Annotated in this window: 21 protein-coding genes; 5 read left to right on the top strand and 16 right to left on the bottom strand. The window is 59.7% G+C overall.

Translation table 11 applies throughout. The annotated features are described in order from the left end of the window. Positions 1-49 precede the first annotated feature (49 nt). Positions 50-589 carry a ferritin-like domain-containing protein gene (locus PCPL58_RS24465; protein ID WP_003431762.1) on the bottom strand — a complete coding sequence of 180 codons (540 nt, stop codon included), beginning with the start codon at positions 587-589 and terminating at the stop codon, positions 50-52. A gap of 210 nt (positions 590-799) precedes the next feature. Between PCPL58_RS24465 and PCPL58_RS32895 the strand changes: the two genes are divergently transcribed. After that, positions 800-886 (top strand): small membrane protein YohP, encoded by an 87-nt coding sequence (locus PCPL58_RS32895; protein WP_441344152.1) that lies wholly within the window; start codon positions 800-802, stop codon positions 884-886. Between the two features lie 208 nt (positions 887-1,094). Here the strand turns inward: PCPL58_RS32895 and osmE are convergent, their stop codons facing one another. After that, positions 1,095-1,433: an osmotically-inducible lipoprotein OsmE gene (osmE, locus tag PCPL58_RS24460; RefSeq protein ID WP_065351105.1), complete on the bottom strand. Its 339-nt coding sequence runs from the start codon at positions 1,431-1,433 to the stop codon at positions 1,095-1,097. Between the two features lie 311 nt (positions 1,434-1,744). Between osmE and PCPL58_RS24455 the strand changes: the two genes are divergently transcribed. Further along, positions 1,745-1,978, top strand: coding sequence for a hypothetical protein (locus PCPL58_RS24455; protein WP_065350654.1), 234 nt, complete (start codon positions 1,745-1,747; stop codon positions 1,976-1,978). Here the strand turns inward: PCPL58_RS24455 and PCPL58_RS24450 are convergent. Next, the gene (locus PCPL58_RS24450; protein WP_065350653.1) at positions 1,975-2,856 is read right to left on the bottom strand and encodes a DMT family transporter; all 882 of its coding nucleotides are present in this window, start codon (positions 2,854-2,856) and stop codon (positions 1,975-1,977) included. The genes PCPL58_RS24455 and PCPL58_RS24450 overlap by 4 nt on opposite strands. A 152-nt stretch (positions 2,857-3,008) precedes the next feature. Here PCPL58_RS24450 and PCPL58_RS24445 point away from each other — a divergent pair, with 152 nt between their 5' ends. Together PCPL58_RS24445 and PCPL58_RS24440 are read left to right on the top strand one after the other, a co-directional pair. After that, positions 3,009-3,299, top strand: coding sequence for a PsiF family protein (locus PCPL58_RS24445; RefSeq protein WP_003368898.1), 291 nt, complete (start codon positions 3,009-3,011; stop codon positions 3,297-3,299). 188 nt (positions 3,300-3,487) lie between these two features. Then, positions 3,488-4,498 carry an AI-2E family transporter gene (locus tag PCPL58_RS24440; RefSeq protein ID WP_003368896.1) on the top strand — a complete coding sequence of 337 codons (1,011 nt, stop codon included), beginning with the start codon at positions 3,488-3,490 and terminating at the stop codon, positions 4,496-4,498. A 311-nt stretch (positions 4,499-4,809) separates the two neighbouring features. Here the strand turns inward: PCPL58_RS24440 and PCPL58_RS24435 are convergent, their stop codons facing one another. Next, positions 4,810-6,075, bottom strand: coding sequence for an Hsp70 family protein (locus tag PCPL58_RS24435; protein ID WP_065350652.1), 1,266 nt, complete (start codon positions 6,073-6,075; stop codon positions 4,810-4,812). Positions 6,076-6,402: 327 nt separating this feature from the next. On the opposite strand from PCPL58_RS24435, the gene cbpA reads away from it, so the two are divergent. Further along, positions 6,403-7,347 (top strand): curved DNA-binding protein, encoded by a 945-nt coding sequence (cbpA, locus tag PCPL58_RS24430; RefSeq protein ID WP_003368891.1) that lies wholly within the window; start codon positions 6,403-6,405, stop codon positions 7,345-7,347. Between the two features lie 75 nt (positions 7,348-7,422). Here cbpA and PCPL58_RS24425 read toward each other — a convergent pair whose 3' ends face one another. The 12 genes from PCPL58_RS24425 to urtA all read right to left on the bottom strand — a co-directional run bounded on the left by PCPL58_RS24425 (position 7,423) and on the right by urtA (position 19,613). Next, positions 7,423-8,553, bottom strand: a complete 1,131-nt coding sequence (locus tag PCPL58_RS24425) for a sensor histidine kinase (protein WP_065350651.1) — start codon at positions 8,551-8,553, stop codon at positions 7,423-7,425. A gap of 321 nt (positions 8,554-8,874) precedes the next feature. Then, a complete protein-coding gene (ureC, locus tag PCPL58_RS24420) occupies positions 8,875-10,575 on the bottom strand; it encodes an urease subunit alpha (protein WP_003368889.1) in 1,701 nt (566 codons plus the stop codon). 331 nt (positions 10,576-10,906) lie between these two features. Beyond that, positions 10,907-11,215 carry an urease subunit beta gene (locus PCPL58_RS24415; protein ID WP_065350650.1) on the bottom strand — a complete coding sequence of 103 codons (309 nt, stop codon included), beginning with the start codon at positions 11,213-11,215 and terminating at the stop codon, positions 10,907-10,909. Next, positions 11,212-11,745, bottom strand: a complete 534-nt coding sequence (locus PCPL58_RS24410; RefSeq protein WP_003431756.1) for a GNAT family N-acetyltransferase — start codon at positions 11,743-11,745, stop codon at positions 11,212-11,214. Before PCPL58_RS24410 ends, PCPL58_RS24415 begins: the two co-directional genes overlap by 4 nt. 10 nt (positions 11,746-11,755) lie before the next feature. Further along, entirely contained in the window at positions 11,756-12,298 is a 543-nt protein-coding gene (locus PCPL58_RS24405; protein WP_065350649.1) for a GNAT family N-acetyltransferase, read from the bottom strand. A 10-nt stretch (positions 12,299-12,308) separates the two neighbouring features. Continuing rightward, positions 12,309-12,611, bottom strand: coding sequence for an urease subunit gamma (ureA, locus tag PCPL58_RS24400; RefSeq protein WP_003317023.1), 303 nt, complete (start codon positions 12,609-12,611; stop codon positions 12,309-12,311). 302 nt (positions 12,612-12,913) lie between these two features. Next, positions 12,914-13,759 (bottom strand): urease accessory protein UreD, encoded by an 846-nt coding sequence (locus PCPL58_RS24395; protein WP_003431754.1) that lies wholly within the window; start codon positions 13,757-13,759, stop codon positions 12,914-12,916. A gap of 48 nt (positions 13,760-13,807) precedes the next feature. Continuing rightward, positions 13,808-14,506, bottom strand: a complete 699-nt coding sequence (gene urtE / locus PCPL58_RS24390) for an urea ABC transporter ATP-binding subunit UrtE (protein ID WP_065350648.1) — start codon at positions 14,504-14,506, stop codon at positions 13,808-13,810. A 101-nt stretch (positions 14,507-14,607) separates the two neighbouring features. Beyond that, positions 14,608-15,468, bottom strand: coding sequence for an urea ABC transporter ATP-binding protein UrtD (gene urtD / locus PCPL58_RS24385; RefSeq protein WP_065350647.1), 861 nt, complete (start codon positions 15,466-15,468; stop codon positions 14,608-14,610). After that, on the bottom strand, positions 15,465-16,544 hold the full coding sequence (gene urtC / locus PCPL58_RS24380; RefSeq protein WP_065350646.1) for an urea ABC transporter permease subunit UrtC: 1,080 nt from the start codon (positions 16,542-16,544) through the stop codon (positions 15,465-15,467). The genes urtD and urtC overlap by 4 nt, the downstream gene beginning before the upstream one ends. Further along, positions 16,544-18,133: an urea ABC transporter permease subunit UrtB gene (gene urtB, locus PCPL58_RS24375; protein WP_065350645.1), complete on the bottom strand. Its 1,590-nt coding sequence runs from the start codon at positions 18,131-18,133 to the stop codon at positions 16,544-16,546. The genes urtC and urtB overlap by 1 nt, the downstream gene beginning before the upstream one ends. Before the next feature lie 214 nt (positions 18,134-18,347). Then, positions 18,348-19,613, bottom strand: coding sequence for an urea ABC transporter substrate-binding protein (gene urtA, locus PCPL58_RS24370; RefSeq protein ID WP_058397068.1), 1,266 nt, complete (start codon positions 19,611-19,613; stop codon positions 18,348-18,350). Positions 19,614-19,759: the final 146 nt, after the last annotated feature.

Here is a 19,759-nt window from a genome sequence, read left to right as displayed (position 1 = left end):
CACAAAAAAGCCAGGACACAGGTCCTGGCTTTTCATTTGCTGTCGCGAGTTACAGGTCTTCGAGAATATCCGCCATGTCATCAGCGTGCTCTTCTTCCTGAGCAAGGATCTCTTCGAAGATGCGGCGGGTAGTCGGGTCGCTGTCGCCGAGGTATTGAATGATTTCGCGATAGCTGTCGACGGCGATGCGCTCGGCAACCAGATCTTCGTAAACCATTTCCTTCAGTGTGTTACCCGCCACGTACTGCGCGTGGGAGTTCTTCGACAGGGTGTCCGGGTTGAACTCCGGCTCGCCGCCCAGTTGCACGATACGCTCGGCCAGTTTGTCGGCGTGCTGCGCTTCCTGCTCTGCGTGTTCCAGAAACTCGGCTGCCGCGACGCTCGCTTTCAGGCCTGACGCCATGTAGTAGTGACGCTTGTAGCGCAGCACACAGACCAGCTCGGTAGCCAGCGATTCATTGAGCAGGCGCAGGACCGTTTCGCGGTCAGCGCTGTAGCCTTGAGTCACAGCACCATCCTCAACGTTCTGGCGTGCGCGCTGGCGCAGAGTATTTACATCGGAAAGCTGTGATTGCGGTGCAGAATTCATCATTTATCTCCAGGACTCATCAGGTTTTGCTGTCTCGCTCTGTGGGTGGCCCGGCAGGATCAGCAAAGATTGTGAGTAGCGAAGGGGGCAAAAAGTTTTATCGGATTTTCACTGAAACGGACGGCTGTGTCTGAATGTAAAAATATAAGAAACGAGTTCCGAGCCCCGCGGTCCCAACCTTGAGACCCAAATAAATCGTGGAGATACACAATGCTCAAGTTCCTGGGAAGCACCGTTGGCATCATCTTTCTGATCGGCCTGGTCGTGGTTATCGCCCTGTTCAAGCTGGTTTTCTAGGCTCTGTACGAAAAGTCGGCGAGCGAAGGTCAGGCGAGGCAAAAACAGGCGAGGAAGCGGAGTCTACGTGTTGTAAATGAGCATTCCGAGCCTGTTTTTAACGAAGCATCACCGAGCTCAGCCACTTTTCGTAGAGATCCTAAAAAGCATTCAACAAAAAGCCCGAGGCATTCATGCCTCGGGCTTTTTGTTTGTGCCTGCGTTTTGATTACATCGCTTTTTCGTTCTTCTCGCGTTGTTCGCACGTCATGAAACCTTTGTTGGTCACACGGCCGTCGCTGTTGAAGCTGACGTGGTAGACCTGTTTGTGGCCGTCCTTGTTCATGACGTAGTTGTTGCAAGTGCCTGGGTTGACCTTACGCTCGATAGTGCTCGACGGCTCACCGCCGATAGTCAGGACCTGCTGGCGCGTCACGCCATTCTCGACCTGCTTGACCAGCGGCTCGTTGCGATAAGTGACGTAGTCCACCGGGTTCTGCACGGTTGTGTTGCAGCAGCCAGCCATCGTCGCCAATACAAAGGTCGCCGCGAAGAGTTTTTTGTACAGCGTTATTGCTCCACATGTCAGAGCCGGTTTTGGCCCGGTATGCCTTGGAGCAGAGGAGGGGCTCAAGAGTTCGAAAAAAAGATGGCGATGAGGCAGTACCTCGTATCCACCCTGAGGCCGTTGCTGACCCCCCCTGAACGCCATGACAATCGCGCATGAAAAGCGCTTTGAATATTCCTCGCACGTTCCCGAAAGGCCGAGGTCAATCTGATGGCATGGTTGAGCGTTTTGCTCGGCCTTGGGCTCGGTCATCGGTTGTCGGACCGTAGTTCGTTAATCAGCCGCTCCTCAGTGACGGCCAGGAAGATGCGATGAGCGATAAAGAACTGTATGAGATCGAGTACACCCTGCTCGGCGAGCACCACGTAGACATTATCGAGAATCTGGATGTGCCCATCATCGAAGTGGTGCACGAACTGGCGCTCAAGCATCACGTAGAACTGGACGAGCTGCCAATGGGTGAAGCCGGGCTGCCGCTTGCCGCCGGCATCACCGATGTGTCGATTCACAGCCTGGAGGGCGGCGAAGGCAGCGCGACTGCCTAGTCCGCCCTGGATCGCAGCGGCGTCGTCCAGCGTTCCGCGAGGATGACGCCGCAGAGGGTCAGCGCTCCGCCGAACAGGTGATAGAGCGCCAGCTGCTCGCCCAGTGTCGCCGCGGCAATCAAGGCCGTGGCGATGGGCATCAGGTTGAAGAACAGTGTTGTACGGCTGGGGCCCAGGCGCATGATCGAGGTCATCCACAACCATGGTGCGAGCATCGAGGTTGGAATCGCTGCGTACAGCACCATCGGTATGTTGTTCGCATTCAGGCCGGTTTTCGCCGACAGCATGAACGGCGGCAGCAAAACGATAATCGCCAGCAGGATCTGTACGTAAAGCAACTGCAGGGGCGGCAAACGCAACTGCCACTTCTTCAGCAGCGTGCTGTAGACCGCATACGATGCGGCGGCCACCAGCACCATCGCATCGTCCCGATTGACCCCCTGCTCAATCAGACCGGCCGGATTGCCCGCCGAGACCACGACCACCACTCCCGCGAATGACAGCACCGCCCCCAGCAGCGCACCCGAGGTCAGACGAGTGCCGAGGCAGGCTATCGACAGCCCCAGCGCCATCATCGGCACCATCGACTGAATGATCCCCATGTTGGTGGCGGTTGTCAGGCTGGCCGCGAAATACGCCAGGCTTTGATACAGCGCTGTGCCGAGCACGGCCAGAATGAAAATCTTGCCGAGTACCGGTTTGATAGCCGCTCGGTTCGCCCACACAGGCCCGAGCATGAACGGTGTGAACAGCAAGCCAGCCAGCGCCCAGCGATAAAAGCCAATTTCAGCCGGAAAGATCACCCCGGCAGACGCCTTGGTGACGGCTGTGTTGATCGCCCAGATAAGGATGGTAATCAGCGGAAAAGCGTATTGCATGAGTGGATCATCGTTAGAGCGAGGCGTAATTATCCGCCTGTTTGTCGAGAATGCCAGCGGCGATGTTGGGTGCTCCGTCACAGAGCGCAGACGCTGACTACACTGAATCTCAGTCTGTGCCGCCCGGTGCAGTGGATCTGGAGAGTGGATCGATGAACAAGCTCGGTATTCCTGTATTGCTCGTTGGCTTGATGTTATCTGCCCAGGGTTTCGCTGCGACCGCGCAGCAGAACAAAATGACCACCTGCAATGCCGACGCCAGCGCGAAGTCGCTGAAGGGCGATGAGCGCAAGACGTTCATGAGCACTTGCCTTAAAGCGGCACCGCCGCCAGCGGCGACCCAGCAGGAGAAGATGAAAACCTGCAACGCGACTGCCAGCACTCAGGCGCTCAAGGGAGACGCGCGCAAGAGTTTCATGAGCGATTGTCTCAAGAAGAAATAATTTTTCAGTCGGCATCTTTGCGGCAGGCAAGAGGCGCGGGTGCAGTAAACACTGCACTTTCGCGCCGTTCTCGAGCCGATCATCGGGCAGATGATTGCGGCGTGTTTTTTCCGGCTTTCTGATCACTGGTTCTGGACTGAGAAGGCTGGCAGACTGCCCACCTTCCTTTTGTTGCCCGTTGAGGGTCTATGCCAACGTTTTCTGCGCGTCAGGTGTTAATAGCCAGCTGGATTCTTGTATTTGGCGGTCTGTTATTGGTGTTGCCATTCAAGTTGTTGCCCAGTCTGTTGGCCGGACTGTTGGTTTTCGAGCTGGTCAACATGTTGACCCCCAAACTGCAGCGGCTGATCTCCGGCGAACGTGCTCGCTGGCTGGCCGTAGCGTTGCTCGGCACGCTGGTGGTCAGCCTGCTGACGCTGATTTTTGCCGGCGCCATCAGTTTTGTGCTGCACGAAGCCGAAAATCCGGGCGCCTCGCTCGACAAGTTCATGACCCTGGTCGACCGCGCTCGTGGTCAGCTGCCTCCGTTCATCGATGCCTACCTGCCTGCCAGCGCAGCGGAGTTTCAGGTTTCGCTCGGGCAATGGCTGCAGAAGCACGTGGGCGAATTGCAGTTGATCGGCAAGGGGGCGGCGCACATGTTCGTCACCATGCTGATCGGCATGGTACTGGGCGCGATCATTGCCTTGCAGCGTATCTCCGACGTGCATGCGCGCAAGCCGCTGGCGGCTGCTCTGTTCGATCGCCTGTACCTGGTCAGCCGGGCGTTTCGCAACATTGTTTTTGCCCAGATCAAGATTTCCCTGCTCAACACGGCGTTCACGTCGGTGTTTCTGGCCATCGTATTGCCGCTGTGCGGGATTCACCTGCCGCTGACCAAGACCCTGATCATCATGACCTTCCTGCTCGGCCTGTTGCCGGTGGTGGGTAACCTGATGTCCAACACGTTGATCTTCATCGTCGGCATGTCCATCTCGATCTGGGTCGCGCTGGCTGCGCTGGGCTATCTGATCGTGATCCACAAGGTCGAGTATTTCCTCAATGCGCGCATCGTGGGCGGACAGATCAACGCCAAGTCGTGGGAGTTGCTGCTGGCGATGCTGCTGTTCGAAGCCGCATTCGGCCTGCCGGGCGTGGTTGCAGGGCCGATTTACTATGCGTATCTGAAGAGCGAGTTGCAGAAGGAAGGGTTGGTCTAGGGCGCTTGCGTATGTAGCCGTCCGAAACAACGCCTGTCACTTCACCGCGTTGGCGTGCAGTTCTGCACGCTCTGCGTCTGCGGTGCCGCAGAACATCCACATGGCTCGAAACACTCCCGCCCGTGGGAGTGATTCACATGGCTTGAAAACACCCCGGCCCTACAGGAGTGAGCTTGCTCACGAACAGGCCCGTGCAGCCGCTGGAAGCCCATTGGTCAGGTAATCCGCCTTCGCGAGCAAGCTCGCTCCCACAAGATCAGCGATCTGTGACGCGGAGCATCACGAAGGGCATTCCCACGATAGGCGCATGACTAGCCGTAACGCTTCTTCGCTTCGATGGCCAGGCCGCTACCGATGCTGCCGAAGATGTTGCCTTCAACGTGGCGCGCGTTGGGCAGCATGTCCGAGACGCTGTTGCGCAGGGCTGGGATGCCGCTTGAACCGCCGGTGAAGAACACCGTGCTGACCTGTTCGACACTCACGCCCGCATCGTTCAGCAAGTTCGTCACGCTGTTGCGCACCCGCTCGAGCTGGGCGTCGATCGCTGCTTCGAACATCACCCGGCTCAGGTCGACGCTCAGTCCGGCTTCCACGCGATCCATAGGCAGATGGCGGCTGTCGGCGTGGGTCAGCTGGATCTTGGTTTCTTCCACTTCCATGGCCAGCCAGTGCCCGGCGCGTTGTTCGATCAGCTTGAACAGGCGATCGATGCCACCGGTGTCTTCGATGTCGTAGCGCATGCTGCCCAGGGCCAGTTGCGATTTTTGCGAGTACACCGCGTTGATGGTGTGCCAGGTCGCCAGGTTCATGTGGTGGCTGGTCGGCATGTACGCACCGCTTTTCATGCGGCTGCCATAACCGAACAGCGGCATCACGCCTTGCAGGCTCAACTGCTTGTCGAAGTCGGTCCCGCCGATGTGTACGCCACCGGTGGCAAGGATGTCCTGCTGGCGATCATCGTGCCGGCGTCGCTCGGGCGACAGACGTACCAGAGAAAAGTCTGACGTACCGCCGCCGATGTCGACAATCAGCACCAGTTCTTCGTCCTGGATGGTGGACTCGTAATCGAAGGCCGCAGCGATGGGCTCGAACTGGAAAGATACGTCCTTGAAGCCGATCTTGCGCGCCACTTCAGCCAGCGTGTCTTGGGCTTCCTGATCGGCCTGGGCGTCGTCATCGACAAAATGCACCGGACGGCCCAGCACGACCTGCTCGAATTCGCGGCCAGCTGTTTGCTCCGCGCGCTTTTTCAGCTCGCCGATAAACAGTGCCAGCAAATCCTTGAACGGCATCGCCGTGCCCAGCACGCTGGTGTCATGCTTGATCAGCTTCGAGCCCAGCAGGCTCTTGAGCGAGCGCATCAGGCGGCCTTCGTAGCCCTCCAGATACTCGTGAAGCGCCAGGCGGCCATACACCGGGCGGCGTTCTTCCATATTGAAGAACACTACCGAAGGCAGGGTAATCTTGTCGTCCTCCAGCGCGATCAACGATTCCATGCCGGGTCGTTGCCAGCCGACAGTGGAGTTGGACGTGCCGAAATCGATACCGCAGGCACGGGCCGGGGATTGGTCATTCATGTCTTTTACGTTCCAGTCAAAAAACGGCCGCGCAGTTTATGCCAGCGCGGGCAAATTGCGTAGCGCGACACGTCGCTTATATTTACCTGGCTGTATTTGCGACCAAGGCTTGAACTGAGGCCCGTTACCCCCAATCTTGAAGGGATTCTCGGTAGACCCTGTTGTCGGACATTATGTTGTCGAGCTATCGACCTGCCGACAAAGGCAGCTGGTCTATCTGTATATTTTTCGACGTTAGGTAATCCAGATACCTCGTGACAGAGGGAGCTGGGCGCGTGACGCCAGCGTATCTGGCTTTGCCGGATAATTCGGATGGGTGATCGTTACATGGATTTCAAAGACTACTACAAGATACTTGCCGTGGAGCCGACTGCGGACGACAAGGCGATCAAGACCGCCTATCGCAAACTCGCGCGCAAGTATCACCCGGACGTCAGCAAGGAGGCAGGCGCCGAAGACAAGTTCAAGGAAGCCTCCGAAGCGTATGAGGTACTCAGCAGCCCGGAAAAGCGCGCCGAGTATGACGAGCTGCGCAAATACGGTCGTCAGGGCCGCCCGTTCCAGACCCCGCCGGGCTGGCAAAGCCGTGCCGGCGCCGGGGCAGGCGGGTTCGAGGAAACGGCAGACTTCTCGGAGTTTTTCAGCTCCATTTTCGGTGGCCGGCCACAGCAGGGCGGGCGTACCCGCAACCCTGGGCGTACCGGGCAGGACGTGGAGATGGAACTGGCGGTATTCCTCGAAGAGACCCTGTCGGGGGAATCCAAGCAGGTCAGCTTCAAGGTGCCGCAGCACAGCCCCAACGGGCAGCGCATGAGCGATATCACCAAGACCCTGAACGTGAAGATTCCCGCGGGCGTGGTCGATGGCGAGCGTATTCGCCTGAAGGGGCAGGGCGCGCCGGGCGTGGGCGGTGGTGCCAATGGCGACCTGTACCTGATTATTCGCCTGGCCCCGCACCCGCTGTTCGAGGTCGAGGGCCATGATCTGGTCATCACCGTCCCACTGGCCCCCTGGGAAGCCGTGCTGGGTACCAAGGTGGCTGTGCCGACGCTGACCAGCAGGATCAACCTGACCATCCGCCCGGACAGTCAGAACGGTCAGCGTCTGCGGATCAAGGGTAATGGCTTGATGAACAAGAGTGGCGAACGCGGTGATCTTTACGCGCAGTTGAAAGTCGTCGTGCCCAAGCACACCGACGAGGCTACCCGGGCGCTCTGGCAGAAACTGGCAGACAGTTCGTCGTTCGATCCCCGCGCGCAGTGGAAGGGTTGAGCATAGCGGTCTTGCGATTCTGTCTTTTCTGAATGGGCTGATGCGCCACCCGCATCAGCAGGCAATCAGCCTCGCTCAGTTTTTCGGCAGCACCACATTGAAGGTCGTGCCCTCACCAATGGACGAGGTCACAGTGATGCTGCCACCGTGGGCGTTGACCACTTCCTTGACGATGAACAGGCCAAGACCCAGGCTGGTCGATGTACCGCGTGTTTCGCTGTTTTCCTCGGTGCTGCGCACCAGCGGATCGAAGATCGTCCCGATAGCGTCTTCGGCAATCGGCTTGCCTTCGTTGTGTACCACCAATATCACCGCTTTCTCGGCACCCGTAACACTGACCGTTATCTCGTGACTGGCCGCACCGTGTTGCAGGGCGTTGCCGATCAGGTTCTGTAACATCTGGCTGATCCGCCCGGCGTCCCAATGCCCCTTGGTGTTGCCTTCGATGTTCAGCACCGGAACAGAGTCCGGTCGCCCGGCGCAGGCTTCCTCGATGGCTTCACGGCAAGCACTGGCCAAATCCATGTATTTGCGTTCAACCGGTAGCCCGGCGCCCAAGCGACTGCGCACGAATTCCAGCAGATCGCTGACCATCGAGCCCATATGGCGGGTGCTGGTCTGGATACGCGAAACATAGGACTGGGTCTTTTCGTCCAGCGCTATCTTGCGTGCCAGCAATTCCGTCGACATGCTGACGGCCTGCAGCGGCGCGCGCAGATCGTGACCCAGAATGGCAAGAAATATATCCCGTGAGCGGCCGACCCGTTCAGCATAGGCAGCGGTGGATTCGGCAAGCGCCTCGTCGATGGCTTCGTTGAAACGAATCACGTCCTGAAAATCGGCCAGTTGCGGCGCTGCCAGGCTTTCTACCCAAAGGCGGATGACGCTGGCGCGCAGATGGCGAAATTCCGACGTCATCTGCACCAGATCAAAGCCGACCTCATGACGCAACTCGCCATGGCTGCTGGCTGCTTCGTCCAGGCTTGGCGTCTTGTTCAACTCTTCGCCTCTGGCCTTGGCAATCTCCTCGCTTTTGCTCTGCGCGGTATTCATGTCCCGCGCAGCGGCGAGCAGGATCGACCTGGCATGATCCCGCAGCTCGGCTTTGCTCATCGTTTCTGCCGCCGGTTTCAGGGTTCTGGCGAAGTCTTCCCATTCATCGACGATGCGATCCACATGAATAACGATGAATTCGGAAAGGCGCATGGCCGGTTACCTTTGGAGATGCGTGACGAAAGAATGGGCGCATATTACCTCCTTTGCATGACACGACAAACAGGGCGTTTGCTGTCATTTCTGTCAGTAGACGTCCTATTCGCTTCGTCCTATGTTCCCTCCGGGGACTATACGAACGGAGGGCCATGACATGAGCGTCATTACGGTTACAGATGCGACTTTTCAACAGGAAGCTCTTGAAGCCAGCAAGACGAAGCCGGTCCTGGTCGAAATTTCTACCCGAGGTAACCGAATACCAGGCCAAGTCGGTAACATCAAAGGGCCGTCCGAAAGGAAGGCCCTTTTTTGGGTTCAAAACAGAAAGTACCGCTGCGCCATCGGCAGCACATCCGCGGGCTCGCACCACAGCAACACCCCGTCGGCCTTGACCTGATAGGTCTGCGGATCGACCTCGATATCCGGTAGGTAATCATTGTGGATCAGGTCTTTCTTCTGCACGGTGCGGCAGCCTTTGACGACACCGATCTGCTTCTTCAGGCCCAGTGACTCTGGTACACCGGCATCGAACGCTGCCTGGCTGATGAACGTCAGGCTGGTGGCGTGCAATGAGCTGCCGTAGCTGGCGAACATCGGGCGGTAATGAACCGGTTGCGGGGTCGGGATCGAAGCGTTGGCGTCGCCCATCAAGCTGGCGGCGATGGCGCCACCCTTGAGGATCAGGGTCGGTTTGACGCCAAAGAATGCCGGACGCCACAGCACCAGGTCGGCCCACTTGCCAACTTCGATAGAGCCTACTTCATGGCTGATGCCATGAGTGATCGCCGGGTTGATGGTGTATTTGGCGATGTAACGCTTGGCGCGGAAGTTGTCGTTGCCCGGACCATCCTGCGGCAGTGGGCCACGCTGTTTCTTCATCTTGTCGGCGGTTTGCCAGGTGCGCATGATCACTTCGCCAACCCGACCCATGGCCTGGCTGTCGGAACTGAGCATCGAAAAGGCGCCCAGGTCGTGAAGGATATCTTCGGCAGCGATGGTCTCGCGGCGGATGCGGCTTTCCGCGAAAGCCACGTCTTCGGCGATGCTCGGGTCCAGGTGATGGCAGACCATGAGCATGTCCAGGTGCTCGTCGATGGTGTTGCGGGTGAACGGACGCGTCGGGTTGGTCGAGCTCGGCAGCACGTTCGGCGAACCACAGGCCTTGATGATGTCCGGCGCGTGACCGCCACCGGCACCTTCGGTGTGATAGGTGTGAATCGTGCGGTTCTTGAACGCGGCCAGGGTGGTCTCGACAAAACCTGACTCGTTGAGGGTGTCGGTGTGGATCGCGACCTGCACGTCGTATTCGTCGGCCACGCTCAGGCAGTTGTCGATGGCCGCAGGTGTGGTGCCCCAGTCCTCGTGCAACTTCAGACCGATGGCCCCCGCCTTGACCTGCTCTATCAGCGGGCCGGGCAGGCTGACGTTGCCCTTGCCGGTGAAGCCGATGTTCATCGGGAACGAGTCCGAGGCCTGGAGCATGCGCGCCATGTGCCACGGGCCGGGCGTGACAGTGGTGGCATTGGTGCCCGTGGCCGGGCCGGTGCCGCCGCCGATCATGGTCGTCACGCCGCTCATCAGCGCCTCTTCGATCTGCTGCGGGCAGATGAAGTGGATGTGCGTGTCGACGCCACCCGCGGTAAGGATCATGCCTTCGCCGGCAATGACTTCGGTGGCGGCGCCGACCGCGATGGTCACGTCCGGCTGGATGTCCGGGTTGCCCGCCTTGCCAATGGCCGCGATACGCCCGTTCTTGATGCCGACGTCGGCCTTGACGATGCCCCAGTGATCGATGATCAGGGCATTGGTGATCAGCGTGTCGACTACGTCAGCGGCCAGCAACTGGCCTTGGCCCATGCCGTCACGAATGACCTTGCCACCGCCGAACTTCACTTCTTCGCCGTAGGTGGTGAAGTCCTTCTCGACCTCGATCCACAGCTCGGTGTCGGCCAGGCGAACCTTGTCGCCGACGGTGGGGCCGAACATGTCTGCGTAGGCTTGTCGGCTTATCTTCATCTTTCGTACCTCGGATTCAGAGCGGCAAGCTGCAGGCCGCAAACTGTAAGTTTTTCAAAGCGACCAGCGGCGAGCTGCAAGTCGTTAGTCGTCAAAGCTTTTGATCCTCGTGCCGAGTGCCCATCGTCATACACACGTCTCGATTGGATGCCTGCGTGACCGGTGCGGCGATCCGCATTGCTCACGAAGACGTTAATCCGAACGCCCTGTTTCTGGAGGCTGTACCGGCCTCTTCGCGAACAAGTTCGCTCCTACGGCCTTCGGCCAGAATCAAAAGCAGACTTGTGTGTAACGATGAACGCGGAGCGTAGGAACGGTATTCAAAAAGCCTTCAATCCAGATCGCCCATCACCCGACCGGCAAACCCGTAAACCTTGCGCAAGCCGGCCAGGTCCGCCAGCTCGACTTCGCGGGACTGGCCCGGCTCGAAGCGCACCGCGGTGCCGGCCGGAATGTTCAGGCGCATGCCCCGGCTGGCGGCGCGGTCGAAGGTCAGTGCGTCGTTGGTTTCGAAAAAGTGGAAATGCGAGCCCACCTGAATCGGCCGGTCGCCGCTGTTGGCGACGGTCAGGCTGAGGGTGCGGCGTCCGGCGTTGAGTTCGATGTCGCCGGGCTGGATCTGGTATTGACCAGGGATCATGTCGGTTGCCCCAAGGTTTTGAAATAAATGGCGGTGGGATGCAGGCGCCCGTCCGGTGTGGCGCAATAATCCGGCAGCTCACCGACACGGTGGTAGGCCAGCGCGCTGTAGAAGGCTTCAGCCGCCGAGCCTGCTTCGGTGTCCAGGTGCAACAGCCCACGTTTGTGTTTCACGGCCGCCTGTTCAACGGCCTCCATCAATTGCCTGCCCAGGCCACGCCCGCGCGCCGCAGGCAGCACCATCAGTTTCTGTACTTCGGCGCGGTTCAGGCCGTTGGGCTTCTGGCACAGCGACAGTTGCGCACTGGCCAGGACGTTCTCGTTCTCGACCACCACCCACAGCAGCAGAGAGCCAGCGGCGACATCGGCTCTGAGCCCGTCGCACCAGCCGTAGGCCTGCGCCATGTCGAGGTCGGCCATGAAACCGACCGACGCGCCATCATGAACCGTATCGAACAACAATTGCGCCAGACCCTGGCGGTAATGCGCGAAGCTTTCGGCGGTGACGCGGCGCAGCTGTGCTGGATTCATGGCGTGCTCTCTAAAGGGCGGAGGGGGCTTGCGAAGCCGGTGGCTGAGCACCGGGCGACAGGTCGAGCTGCATGAAGGTCAGGTCCAGCCAGCGGCCGAATTTGGTGCCGACCTGAGGCATTTGTCCGGTGGTCTTGAAACCCAGGCGATCATGCAGGGCGATGGACGCAGCGTTACCACTTTCGATCGCCGCGACCATCATGTGCTTGTCACAGTCGCGGGCGCGCTCGATCAAGGCGGCCATCAGACGCGGGCCCAAGCGTTTGCCACGCTGGTCGGCGCGCACGTAAACCGAATGCTCGACCGTATGGCGAAAGCCTTCGAACGGCCGCCAGTCGCCAAACGACGAATAGCCGAGCACTTCGCCTGCGGTGTCGATGGCCACCAGAATCGGATAACCCTGACTCTGGCGAGCGGCGTACCAGGCTTGGCGGTTGGCCAGATCAACCGGCTGCTCGTTCCAGATAGCCGTGGTATTGAGCACTGCGTCGTTGTAGATCTCCAGAATGCCCGGCAGATCGTCCGGCAGGGCATCGCGAATCACGTCCTGCATGATCACTCCTTCAGGCAATCGGCTGATGCACGGTGACGAGTTTGGTGCCGTCCGGAAAGGTGGCTTCCACCTGAATCTCCGGGATCATTTCCGCGATACCTTCCATGACCTGATCGCGGCTCAGCAAGGTCGTGCCGTAGTGCATGAGCTCAGCGACGGTCTGTCCGTCACGCGCACCTTCGAGCAGTGCCGCAGAGATGTAGGCCATGGCTTCCGGGTAATTGAGCTTCACACCGCGTGCCAGACGCCGTTCGGCGACCAGTCCGGCGGTGAAGATCAGCAGCTTGTCTTTTTCGCGTGGTGTCAGGTCCATGGGGTTTCCGTTTGTTCAAATTCGGTGGTTGATCGTTCCCAGGCTTGAGCCCTCATTGTTATGTATAAGTCTGTTTTGGGTTCTGGCCGAAGGCCGTGGGAGCGAACTTGTTCGCGAAGGGGCCGGTGTAGTCGCCGAAAAGGCAGCGCCTAAAACATTGTCTTCGCGAACAAGTTCGCTCCCACGCCCTGCGGGCAGAAGCGCTAAAAGCCCCGATTTTCGGGCTTTTCAGGACTTATGTACCACGCTGAGTGCATCAGCGCCGAGGGTGTAGCCTGGAATGCAGAGCGTCCAGTCATCAATCAGGTGTTCCAGATTCTTGGCGTTACCGCCTCGCGTCCCAGCAGGGCAGGGCGCAGGTATTTCCAGATTTGTATCAGCCAGGCCCGCGCGTGCAATGCTTCGTCTGCCAGACAGCGAGCGACCAGCAGACCGGGCAATTGAGTCAGGTCGCCGCGTACCGGGTTGGGCATCGACAGCGAACGGCAGGCCTCGAGCAGCTCGCTGCTTACTTCGCCGGTCATCAGCAGGGTGGCGAACACCGTTCTGCCGTCCAGGCCGATGGGCGAGTCCAGCAGCCCGTCGCCACCGATAATGCGTTGTCGCTCATGCCAGAGCAATGTGCCGTCGCGACGTATATCCAGATGCGACTGAAAATGCCCGTGCTCGAACCGCTCGCCACTGGCCGGGCGGCCCAGCGCCACTACATCCCAGTAACACAGCTTCGCATCACCGTGCAGCTCTATCCGAGTGCTCAGCTCTGCCTGGGCATTGCTGAAGACGATGGTTTCCTGCGGCAGCCATTCCAGCGTCGCACCAGGCTGGACGTGCAGTTCCAGTTGCTGAAAGGCCGGGCTGGCGGCGCGATACCATTTGGCCGCGCCGGGGCTGGTCAACTGTGCCCAGGCATTGGCCCCCACGGTGGCCGAGATATCCAGCCGGTCACCCCCGGCGATACCGCCTGGTGGATGAACGATGATGTGCTGGCACACCTCCGGGCCTTCAGCGTACAGATGCTTTTGCACCCGCAGCGGTCCTTTGTGGCGCCGCTGCGTCGGGCGTGTGCTGTCATCGAAACGGCCGTAACCCAATTCCAGCTCGGCGTGCCAGCTGGGGGTGAAGAGGGCGGTGTTGGCAGGCAGGTTCATGGTGTCTTCATTGGCTTGTCGAATGCTGCACGATAACGGATTGGCGCATCAAATAGTGACCAGACCACGAACGCCGTCGGTCTCCATGTTCTCGCCACGGCCCTGCTGGACGATCTCGCCCCGCGACATCACCAGGTACTGATCGGCCAGCTCCGCGGCGAAGTCGTAGAACTGCTCGACCAGCAGAATCGCCATGTCGCCACGCTCGGCGAGCTTTTTGATGACGGCGCCGATTTCCTTGATCACCGAGGGCTGAATACCTTCGGTGGGCTCGTCGAGAATCAGCAGGCGTGGACGGCTCGCCAATGCCCGGCCTATGGCCAGTTGCTGCTGCTGACCACCGGACAGATCGCCGCCGCGGCGGTGCTTCATTTGCAGCAGCACCGGGAACAACTCGTAGATGAAGGCCGGCACTTCCTTGGCCTCGGAGCCCGGAAAACGGGACAGGCCCATTAGCAGATTTTCCTCGACCGTCAGCCGGCCGAATATTTCCCGGCCCTGCGGCACGTAAGCGATCCCGGCATGTACCCGTTGATGCGTCTTGAACTGGGTGATGGTCTTGCCTTCCCACTGCACCGAACCTTCCTTGGATGGCAGCAGGCCCATCAGCACGCGTAAAAACGTGGTCTTGCCCACGCCGTTGCGGCCCAGCAGGCAGGTGACTTCACCGACCTTCACATCGAACGACAGACCGCGAAGAATGTGGCTGCCGCCGTAATACTGATGAAGCTTTTCGACCTGGAGCATGGTGGGTGTTCTCGTCTATTGCAGCGTAATCGCAGTGTTGCGACGCGGGGCGTCTGGACAGGTATTCCCGCGCAGCGCGCCGGAACGATCAGTTCGTTGCGTCAGCGTCCCAAATACACTTCGATCACGCGTTCATCGGCCTGTACGTCGTTCAGCGAGCCTTCAGCCAGTACGCTGCCCTGGTGCAGCACGGTGACATGGTCGGCAATCGAGCCGACGAAACCCATGTCGTGCTCAACCACCATCAGCGAGTGCTTGCCGGCGAGGCTCTTGAACAGCTCGGCGGTAAATTCGGTTTCGGCATCGGTCATGCCCGCCACCGGCTCGTCGAGCATGAGTAATTGCGGGTCCTGCACCAGCAGCATGCCAATCTCCAGAAACTGCTTCTGGCCGTGGGACAGCAAGCCTGCAGGGCGCTGCATCGAGCTGGTCAGGCGGATCGTTTCCAGCACCTCACCGATCCGGTCCTGTTGTTCGCCGCTCAACCGCGCACGCAAACTGGCCCACACCGATTTGTCGGTCTTCTGCGCCAGTTCGAGGTTTTCGAACACGCTCAAGGCCTCGAATACTGTGGGTTTCTGGAACTTGCGGCCGATGCCAGCCTGGGCAATCTGCACTTCGGTCATCTGCGTCAGGTCCAGCGTTTCACCGAACCAGGCCTTGCCGTGGCTGGGCCGGGTCTTGCCGGTGATGACGTCCATCAGCGTGGTCTTGCCCGCGCCGTTGGGGCCGATGATGCAGCGCAGTTCGCCTACGCCGATGTACAGATTCAGATCGTTCAGGGCCTTGAAGCCGTCGAAGCTGACGCTGATGTCTTCCAGCGTCAGGATCGTACCGTGGCGAGTGTTGAGGCCTTTGCCGGCGCTTTTGCCGAGCCCCACTGCGTCGCGGCTGGTGCCGGCATCGGAGTTTGGCGCCAGGATCGGTTCAAGCATGAAAGACGGGGTCGGAGTGGTTTTCATTGCTCGCTCCTTTTCTTCAGCATGCCGATCACGCCCTTGGGCAGATACAGCGTGACGATGATGAACAGCGCGCCAAGAAAGAACAGCCAGTATTCCGGGAAGGCCATGGTGAACCAGCTCTTCATGCCGTTCACCAGACCTGCGCCCAGCAGCGGGCCGATCAGCGTGCCGCGGCCACCCAGGGCAACCCAGACAGCGGCTTCAATGGAGTTGGTCGGCGACATTTCGCTGGGGTTGATAATGCCGACCTGCGGCACATACAAGGCCCCAGCCAGACCGCACAGCACAGCGCTCAGGACCCAGACGAACAGTTTGAAGCCGCGCGGATCGTAACCGCAGAACATCAGGCGGTTTTCCGCATCGCGCAGTGCCGTCAGCACGCGGCCGAACTTGCTCTGCGCCAGGCACCAGCCGATGTACAGACTGGCCACCAGCAATGCGACCGTGGCCAGAAACAGCGCGGCTCTGGTCCCTTGTGAACTGATGCTGAAGCCCAGAATGCTGCGGAAGTTGGTGAAGCCGTTGTTGCCGCCAAAGCCGGTCTCGTTGCGAAAGAACAGCAGCATGCCGGCGAAGGTCAGCGCCTGGGTCATGATCGAAAAGTACACGCCCTTGATCCGCGAGCGGAAGGCGAAGAAGCCGAATACCAGCGCCAGCAGTCCCGGTGCCAATACCACCAGGCACATCGCCCAGAGGAAATGGTCGGTACCTGCCCAGTACCACGGCAGCTCGGTCCACGACAGGAAGGTCATGAACGCAGGCAAACCGTCGCCTGCGGCCTCGCGCATCAGGTACATGCCCATGGCATAACCGCCCAGCGCGAAGAACAGGCCGTGGCCCAGCGACAATAGCCCGGCATAGCCCCAGACCAGATCCAGCGCCAGCGCGACAATGGCGTAGCAGAGGATCTTGCCCACCAGGGTCAGGGTGTAGGCCGAGACCTGAAAGCCGTTATCGGCAGGCAGCAACGACAGCAGCGGCAGTGCCAGCAGCACCGCCAGTATTACGCAACCTGCAGTCAGCGTGCCTCTTGGCCCGACTTTTTGCGCGGCAGTTACTATCAATGGCTGGCTCATCAGTCGATCACCCGTCCTTTCAGTGCGAAGAGGCCTTGCGGACGTTTCTGGATAAACAGAATGATCAGCGCCAGAATCAGGATCTTGCCCAATACAGCGCCGATTTGCGGTTCTAGAATCTTGTTGGCGATGCCCAGCCCGAAGGCCGCCATCACGCTGCCGGCCAGTTGCCCGACGCCACCGAGCACGACCACCAGGAACGAATCGATGATGTAGCTTTGCCCAAGATCAGGACCCACGTTGCCGATCTGGCTCAGGGCAACACCCCCCAGACCAGCGATACCTGAGCCCAGACCGAAGGCCATCATGTCGATGCGCCCGGTCGGTACGCCACAGCAGGCGGCCATGTTGCGGTTTTGGGTGACGGCGCGCACGTTCAGGCCCAGGCGGGTCTTGTTCAGCAGCAGCCAGGTCAGTACCACCACGAACAGCGCGAAGGCGATGATCACGATGCGGTTGTAAGGCAGCACCAGATTAGGCAGCACCTGGATGCCACCCGACAGCCATTGCGGGTTGGCGACTTCAACGTTCTGCGCGCCGAAGGCAAGACGCACGGCCTGAATCAGCATCAGACTGATGCCCCAAGTTGCAAGCAGCGTTTCCAGCGGGCGGCCATACAGGTGACGAATGACCGTACGTTCCAGAGCCATGCCGATCGCGGCGGTGACAAAGAACGCCACTGGCAGCGCGATCAGCGGGTAGTACTCGATGGCCCCCGGTGCATAGCGCTGCAGCATCAGTTGCACAACGTAGGTGGAGTAGGCTCCCAGCATCAGCATCTCGCCATGGGCCATGTTGATCACACCCAGCAGGCCGAAGGTGATCGCCAGACCCAGCGCCGCCAGCAACAGGATCGAGCCCAGCGACATGCCGCTGAACGCCTGACCGAGGATTTCACCGATCATCAGCTTGCGCTTGACCTGCGCCAGGCTGGTTTCAGCCGCCACGCGTACCGAAGCGTCGGTTTCCACGCCGGGTGCCAGCAATGATTCAAGACGGGTACGCGCCAGCGGATCACCGGTTTCGCCCAGCCGCCGCACGGCAGCCAGACGTACTGTCGGGCTGGAATCGACCATTTGCAGGTTGGCCAGCGCCAGGGTCAGCGCGCTTTTGACGCTTGAGTCGGATTCGCTGGCCACGCGTTCGGTCAGCAACTCGAGTTGTGCAGGGCGCGCGCTTTTTTGCAATTGCAGGGCCGCGGCCATGCGCAGTTGTGTGTCGGCTGCCAGCAACTGATGGCTGGCCAGCGCCGTTTCAACCAGGCCACGCAGCCGGTTGTTCAAGCGCAATTTACGCGGTTCGTCAGGCGTTGGAGCATCGGCGGCGGCAGGAGCCTGTGCATCGACGGCCACGTATTGATCGTTGTTTTCGATCCAGGCGCGCTTGCTGCTGTCAGCACCTACACGGCCATCGCGCAAGGCTTCAAGCAGCTCGACGCGTTCCGGCACAGGCTTGGCGGCCCAGGCCTCCAGCAGCTCTGCCTGTTGCGAAGAACTGGCTGCGACAAAGTCACTGGCATCACCGGCCTGGGCAGCCAAAGGCAGCAGCAGGCTGATGGCGAGGATCAAACGGTAGAAATAAGAAGGCATATCAATATGGCCTTGGTCTGTTATGGCGTTCCACTAGACATTCGTGGCTGTTCGCCCTGACGCTGCTCGTTCCTCACGCTCTGCGTGGGAATGCTTTTCGTGACGCTCTGCGTCAACCATGCACCGAGTCGCGCGCTCAGGATCGGACGCGGAGCGTCCAGAACTGCGTTCCCACGCTGGAGCGTGGGAACGATCAGGCTGTGTTGATAGGGGGTCAGTTGCTCTTCGCCGGGGCGTCCGGCTTCTTGTCGTTACCAGGGATGTACGGGCTCCAAGGCTGGGCGCGGATCGGCTCTTTGGTCTGCCACACAACGTTGAACTGACCGTCGTCCTGGATTTCGCCGATCATCACTGGCTTGTGCAAGTGATGGTTGGTCTTGTCCATGGTCAGGGTAAAGCCCGACGGCGCGGCGAACGTTTGTCCGGCCATGGCTTCACGGACCTTGTCCACGTCGGTGGATTTGGCTTTCTCGACCGCCTGCGCCCACATGTGAATGCCGACATACGTGGCTTCCATCGGGTCGTTGGTCACGGCCTTGTCAGCGCCTGGCAGGTTTTTCTTTTTGGCGTAGGCCTTCCAGTCAGCCACGAACTTCTTGTTGACCGGGTTTTCCACCGACTGGAAGTAGTTCCAGGCGGCCAGATGGCCTACCAGTGGCTTGGTGTCGATGCCGCGCAGTTCTTCTTCGCCTACCGAGAAGGCCACAACCGGCACGTCGGTAGCGTTCAGGCCCTGGTTGGCCAGTTCCTTGTAAAACGGCACGTTGGAGTCGCCGTTGACGGTGGAGATAACGGCCGTCTTGCCACCGGCGGAGAACTTCTTGATGTTGGCCACGATGGTTTGATAATCGGAGTGACCGAACGGGGTGTAGACCTCTTCGATATCGGTATCTTTCACCCCTTTGGAATGCAGGAAGGCGCGCAGAATCTTGTTGGTGGTGCGCGGGTAGACGTAGTCGGTGCCGAGCAGGAAGAAGCGCTTGGCCGAGCCGCCATCTTCACTCATGACATATTCGACGGCAGGGATGGCCTGCTGGTTAGGCGCAGCACCGGTGTAGAAAACATTGGGCGACATCTCTTCGCCTTCGTACTGCACCGGGTAGAACAGCAGCCCGTTGAGTTCTTCGAAGACCGGCAGCACCGATTTGCGCGACACCGATGTCCAGCAGCCGAATACCACGGCTACTTTATCCTGGGTCAGCAACTGACGGCCTTTTTCCGCGAACAGCGGCCAGTTGGACGCCGGGTCGACGACGACCGGCTCCAGCATCTTGCCGTTGACGCCGCCTTTGGCGTTGATCTCGTCGATGGTCATCAAGGCCATGTCCTTGAGCGATGTCTCGGAGATGGCCATGGTGCCGGACAACGAATGCAGAATGCCGACCTTGATGGTCTCGGCAGCCTGAACGGTCCAGGTCAGCCCCATGGCGGCGATGGATGCGGACAGGGTAAAGGCTTTGATCAGGCTGCGACGCTTCATTGACTGGCTCCCTTAGTACATTGTTTTGAGGTTTGGCGGGGGTGCATTTTTTGCTCTTTCAGGCTTTAGCAAGGTCTGGGCCAATGCAGAAACGTCGCAAAATGGAACGAATGTGTCGCGGCTCGTGGAAGGTGTGCACCAAGGTG

The sequence above is a fragment of the Pseudomonas cerasi genome, assembly GCF_900074915.1.
Classification (GTDB): Bacteria; Pseudomonadota; Gammaproteobacteria; order Pseudomonadales; family Pseudomonadaceae; genus Aquipseudomonas; species Aquipseudomonas cerasi.
This window is presented reverse-complemented; position numbering and strand designations above follow the sequence as displayed.

What these genes read in the sequence shown, in the direction of transcription:
- PCPL58_RS24465 (WP_003431762.1), bottom strand. Translation starts at nt 589, where the DNA reads ATGAATTCTGCACCGCAATCACAGCTTTCCGATGTAAATACTCTGCGC.
- PCPL58_RS32895 (WP_441344152.1), top strand. Translation starts at nt 800, where the DNA reads ATGCTCAAGTTCCTGGGAAGCACCGTTGGCATCATCTTTCTGATCGGC.
- PCPL58_RS24455 (WP_065350654.1), top strand. Translation starts at nt 1,745, where the DNA reads ATGAGCGATAAAGAACTGTATGAGATCGAGTACACCCTGCTCGGCGAG.
- PCPL58_RS24450 (WP_065350653.1), bottom strand. Translation starts at nt 2,856, where the DNA reads ATGCAATACGCTTTTCCGCTGATTACCATCCTTATCTGGGCGATCAAC.
- PCPL58_RS24445 (WP_003368898.1), top strand. Translation starts at nt 3,009, where the DNA reads ATGAACAAGCTCGGTATTCCTGTATTGCTCGTTGGCTTGATGTTATCT.
- PCPL58_RS24440 (WP_003368896.1), top strand. Translation starts at nt 3,488, where the DNA reads ATGCCAACGTTTTCTGCGCGTCAGGTGTTAATAGCCAGCTGGATTCTT.
- PCPL58_RS24435 (WP_065350652.1), bottom strand. Translation starts at nt 6,075, where the DNA reads ATGAATGACCAATCCCCGGCCCGTGCCTGCGGTATCGATTTCGGCACG.
- cbpA (WP_003368891.1), top strand. Translation starts at nt 6,403, where the DNA reads ATGGATTTCAAAGACTACTACAAGATACTTGCCGTGGAGCCGACTGCG.
- PCPL58_RS24425 (WP_065350651.1), bottom strand. Translation starts at nt 8,553, where the DNA reads ATGCGCCTTTCCGAATTCATCGTTATTCATGTGGATCGCATCGTCGAT.
- ureC (WP_003368889.1), bottom strand. Translation starts at nt 10,575, where the DNA reads ATGAAGATAAGCCGACAAGCCTACGCAGACATGTTCGGCCCCACCGTC.
- PCPL58_RS24415 (WP_065350650.1), bottom strand. Translation starts at nt 11,215, where the DNA reads ATGATCCCTGGTCAATACCAGATCCAGCCCGGCGACATCGAACTCAAC.
- PCPL58_RS24410 (WP_003431756.1), bottom strand. Translation starts at nt 11,745, where the DNA reads ATGAATCCAGCACAGCTGCGCCGCGTCACCGCCGAAAGCTTCGCGCAT.
- PCPL58_RS24405 (WP_065350649.1), bottom strand. Translation starts at nt 12,298, where the DNA reads ATGCAGGACGTGATTCGCGATGCCCTGCCGGACGATCTGCCGGGCATT.
- ureA (WP_003317023.1), bottom strand. Translation starts at nt 12,611, where the DNA reads ATGGACCTGACACCACGCGAAAAAGACAAGCTGCTGATCTTCACCGCC.
- PCPL58_RS24395 (WP_003431754.1), bottom strand. Translation starts at nt 13,759, where the DNA reads ATGAACCTGCCTGCCAACACCGCCCTCTTCACCCCCAGCTGGCACGCC.
- urtE (WP_065350648.1), bottom strand. Translation starts at nt 14,506, where the DNA reads ATGCTCCAGGTCGAAAAGCTTCATCAGTATTACGGCGGCAGCCACATT.
- urtD (WP_065350647.1), bottom strand. Translation starts at nt 15,468, where the DNA reads ATGAAAACCACTCCGACCCCGTCTTTCATGCTTGAACCGATCCTGGCG.
- urtC (WP_065350646.1), bottom strand. Translation starts at nt 16,544, where the DNA reads ATGAGCCAGCCATTGATAGTAACTGCCGCGCAAAAAGTCGGGCCAAGA.
- urtB (WP_065350645.1), bottom strand. Translation starts at nt 18,133, where the DNA reads ATGCCTTCTTATTTCTACCGTTTGATCCTCGCCATCAGCCTGCTGCTG.
- urtA (WP_058397068.1), bottom strand. Translation starts at nt 19,613, where the DNA reads ATGAAGCGTCGCAGCCTGATCAAAGCCTTTACCCTGTCCGCATCCATC.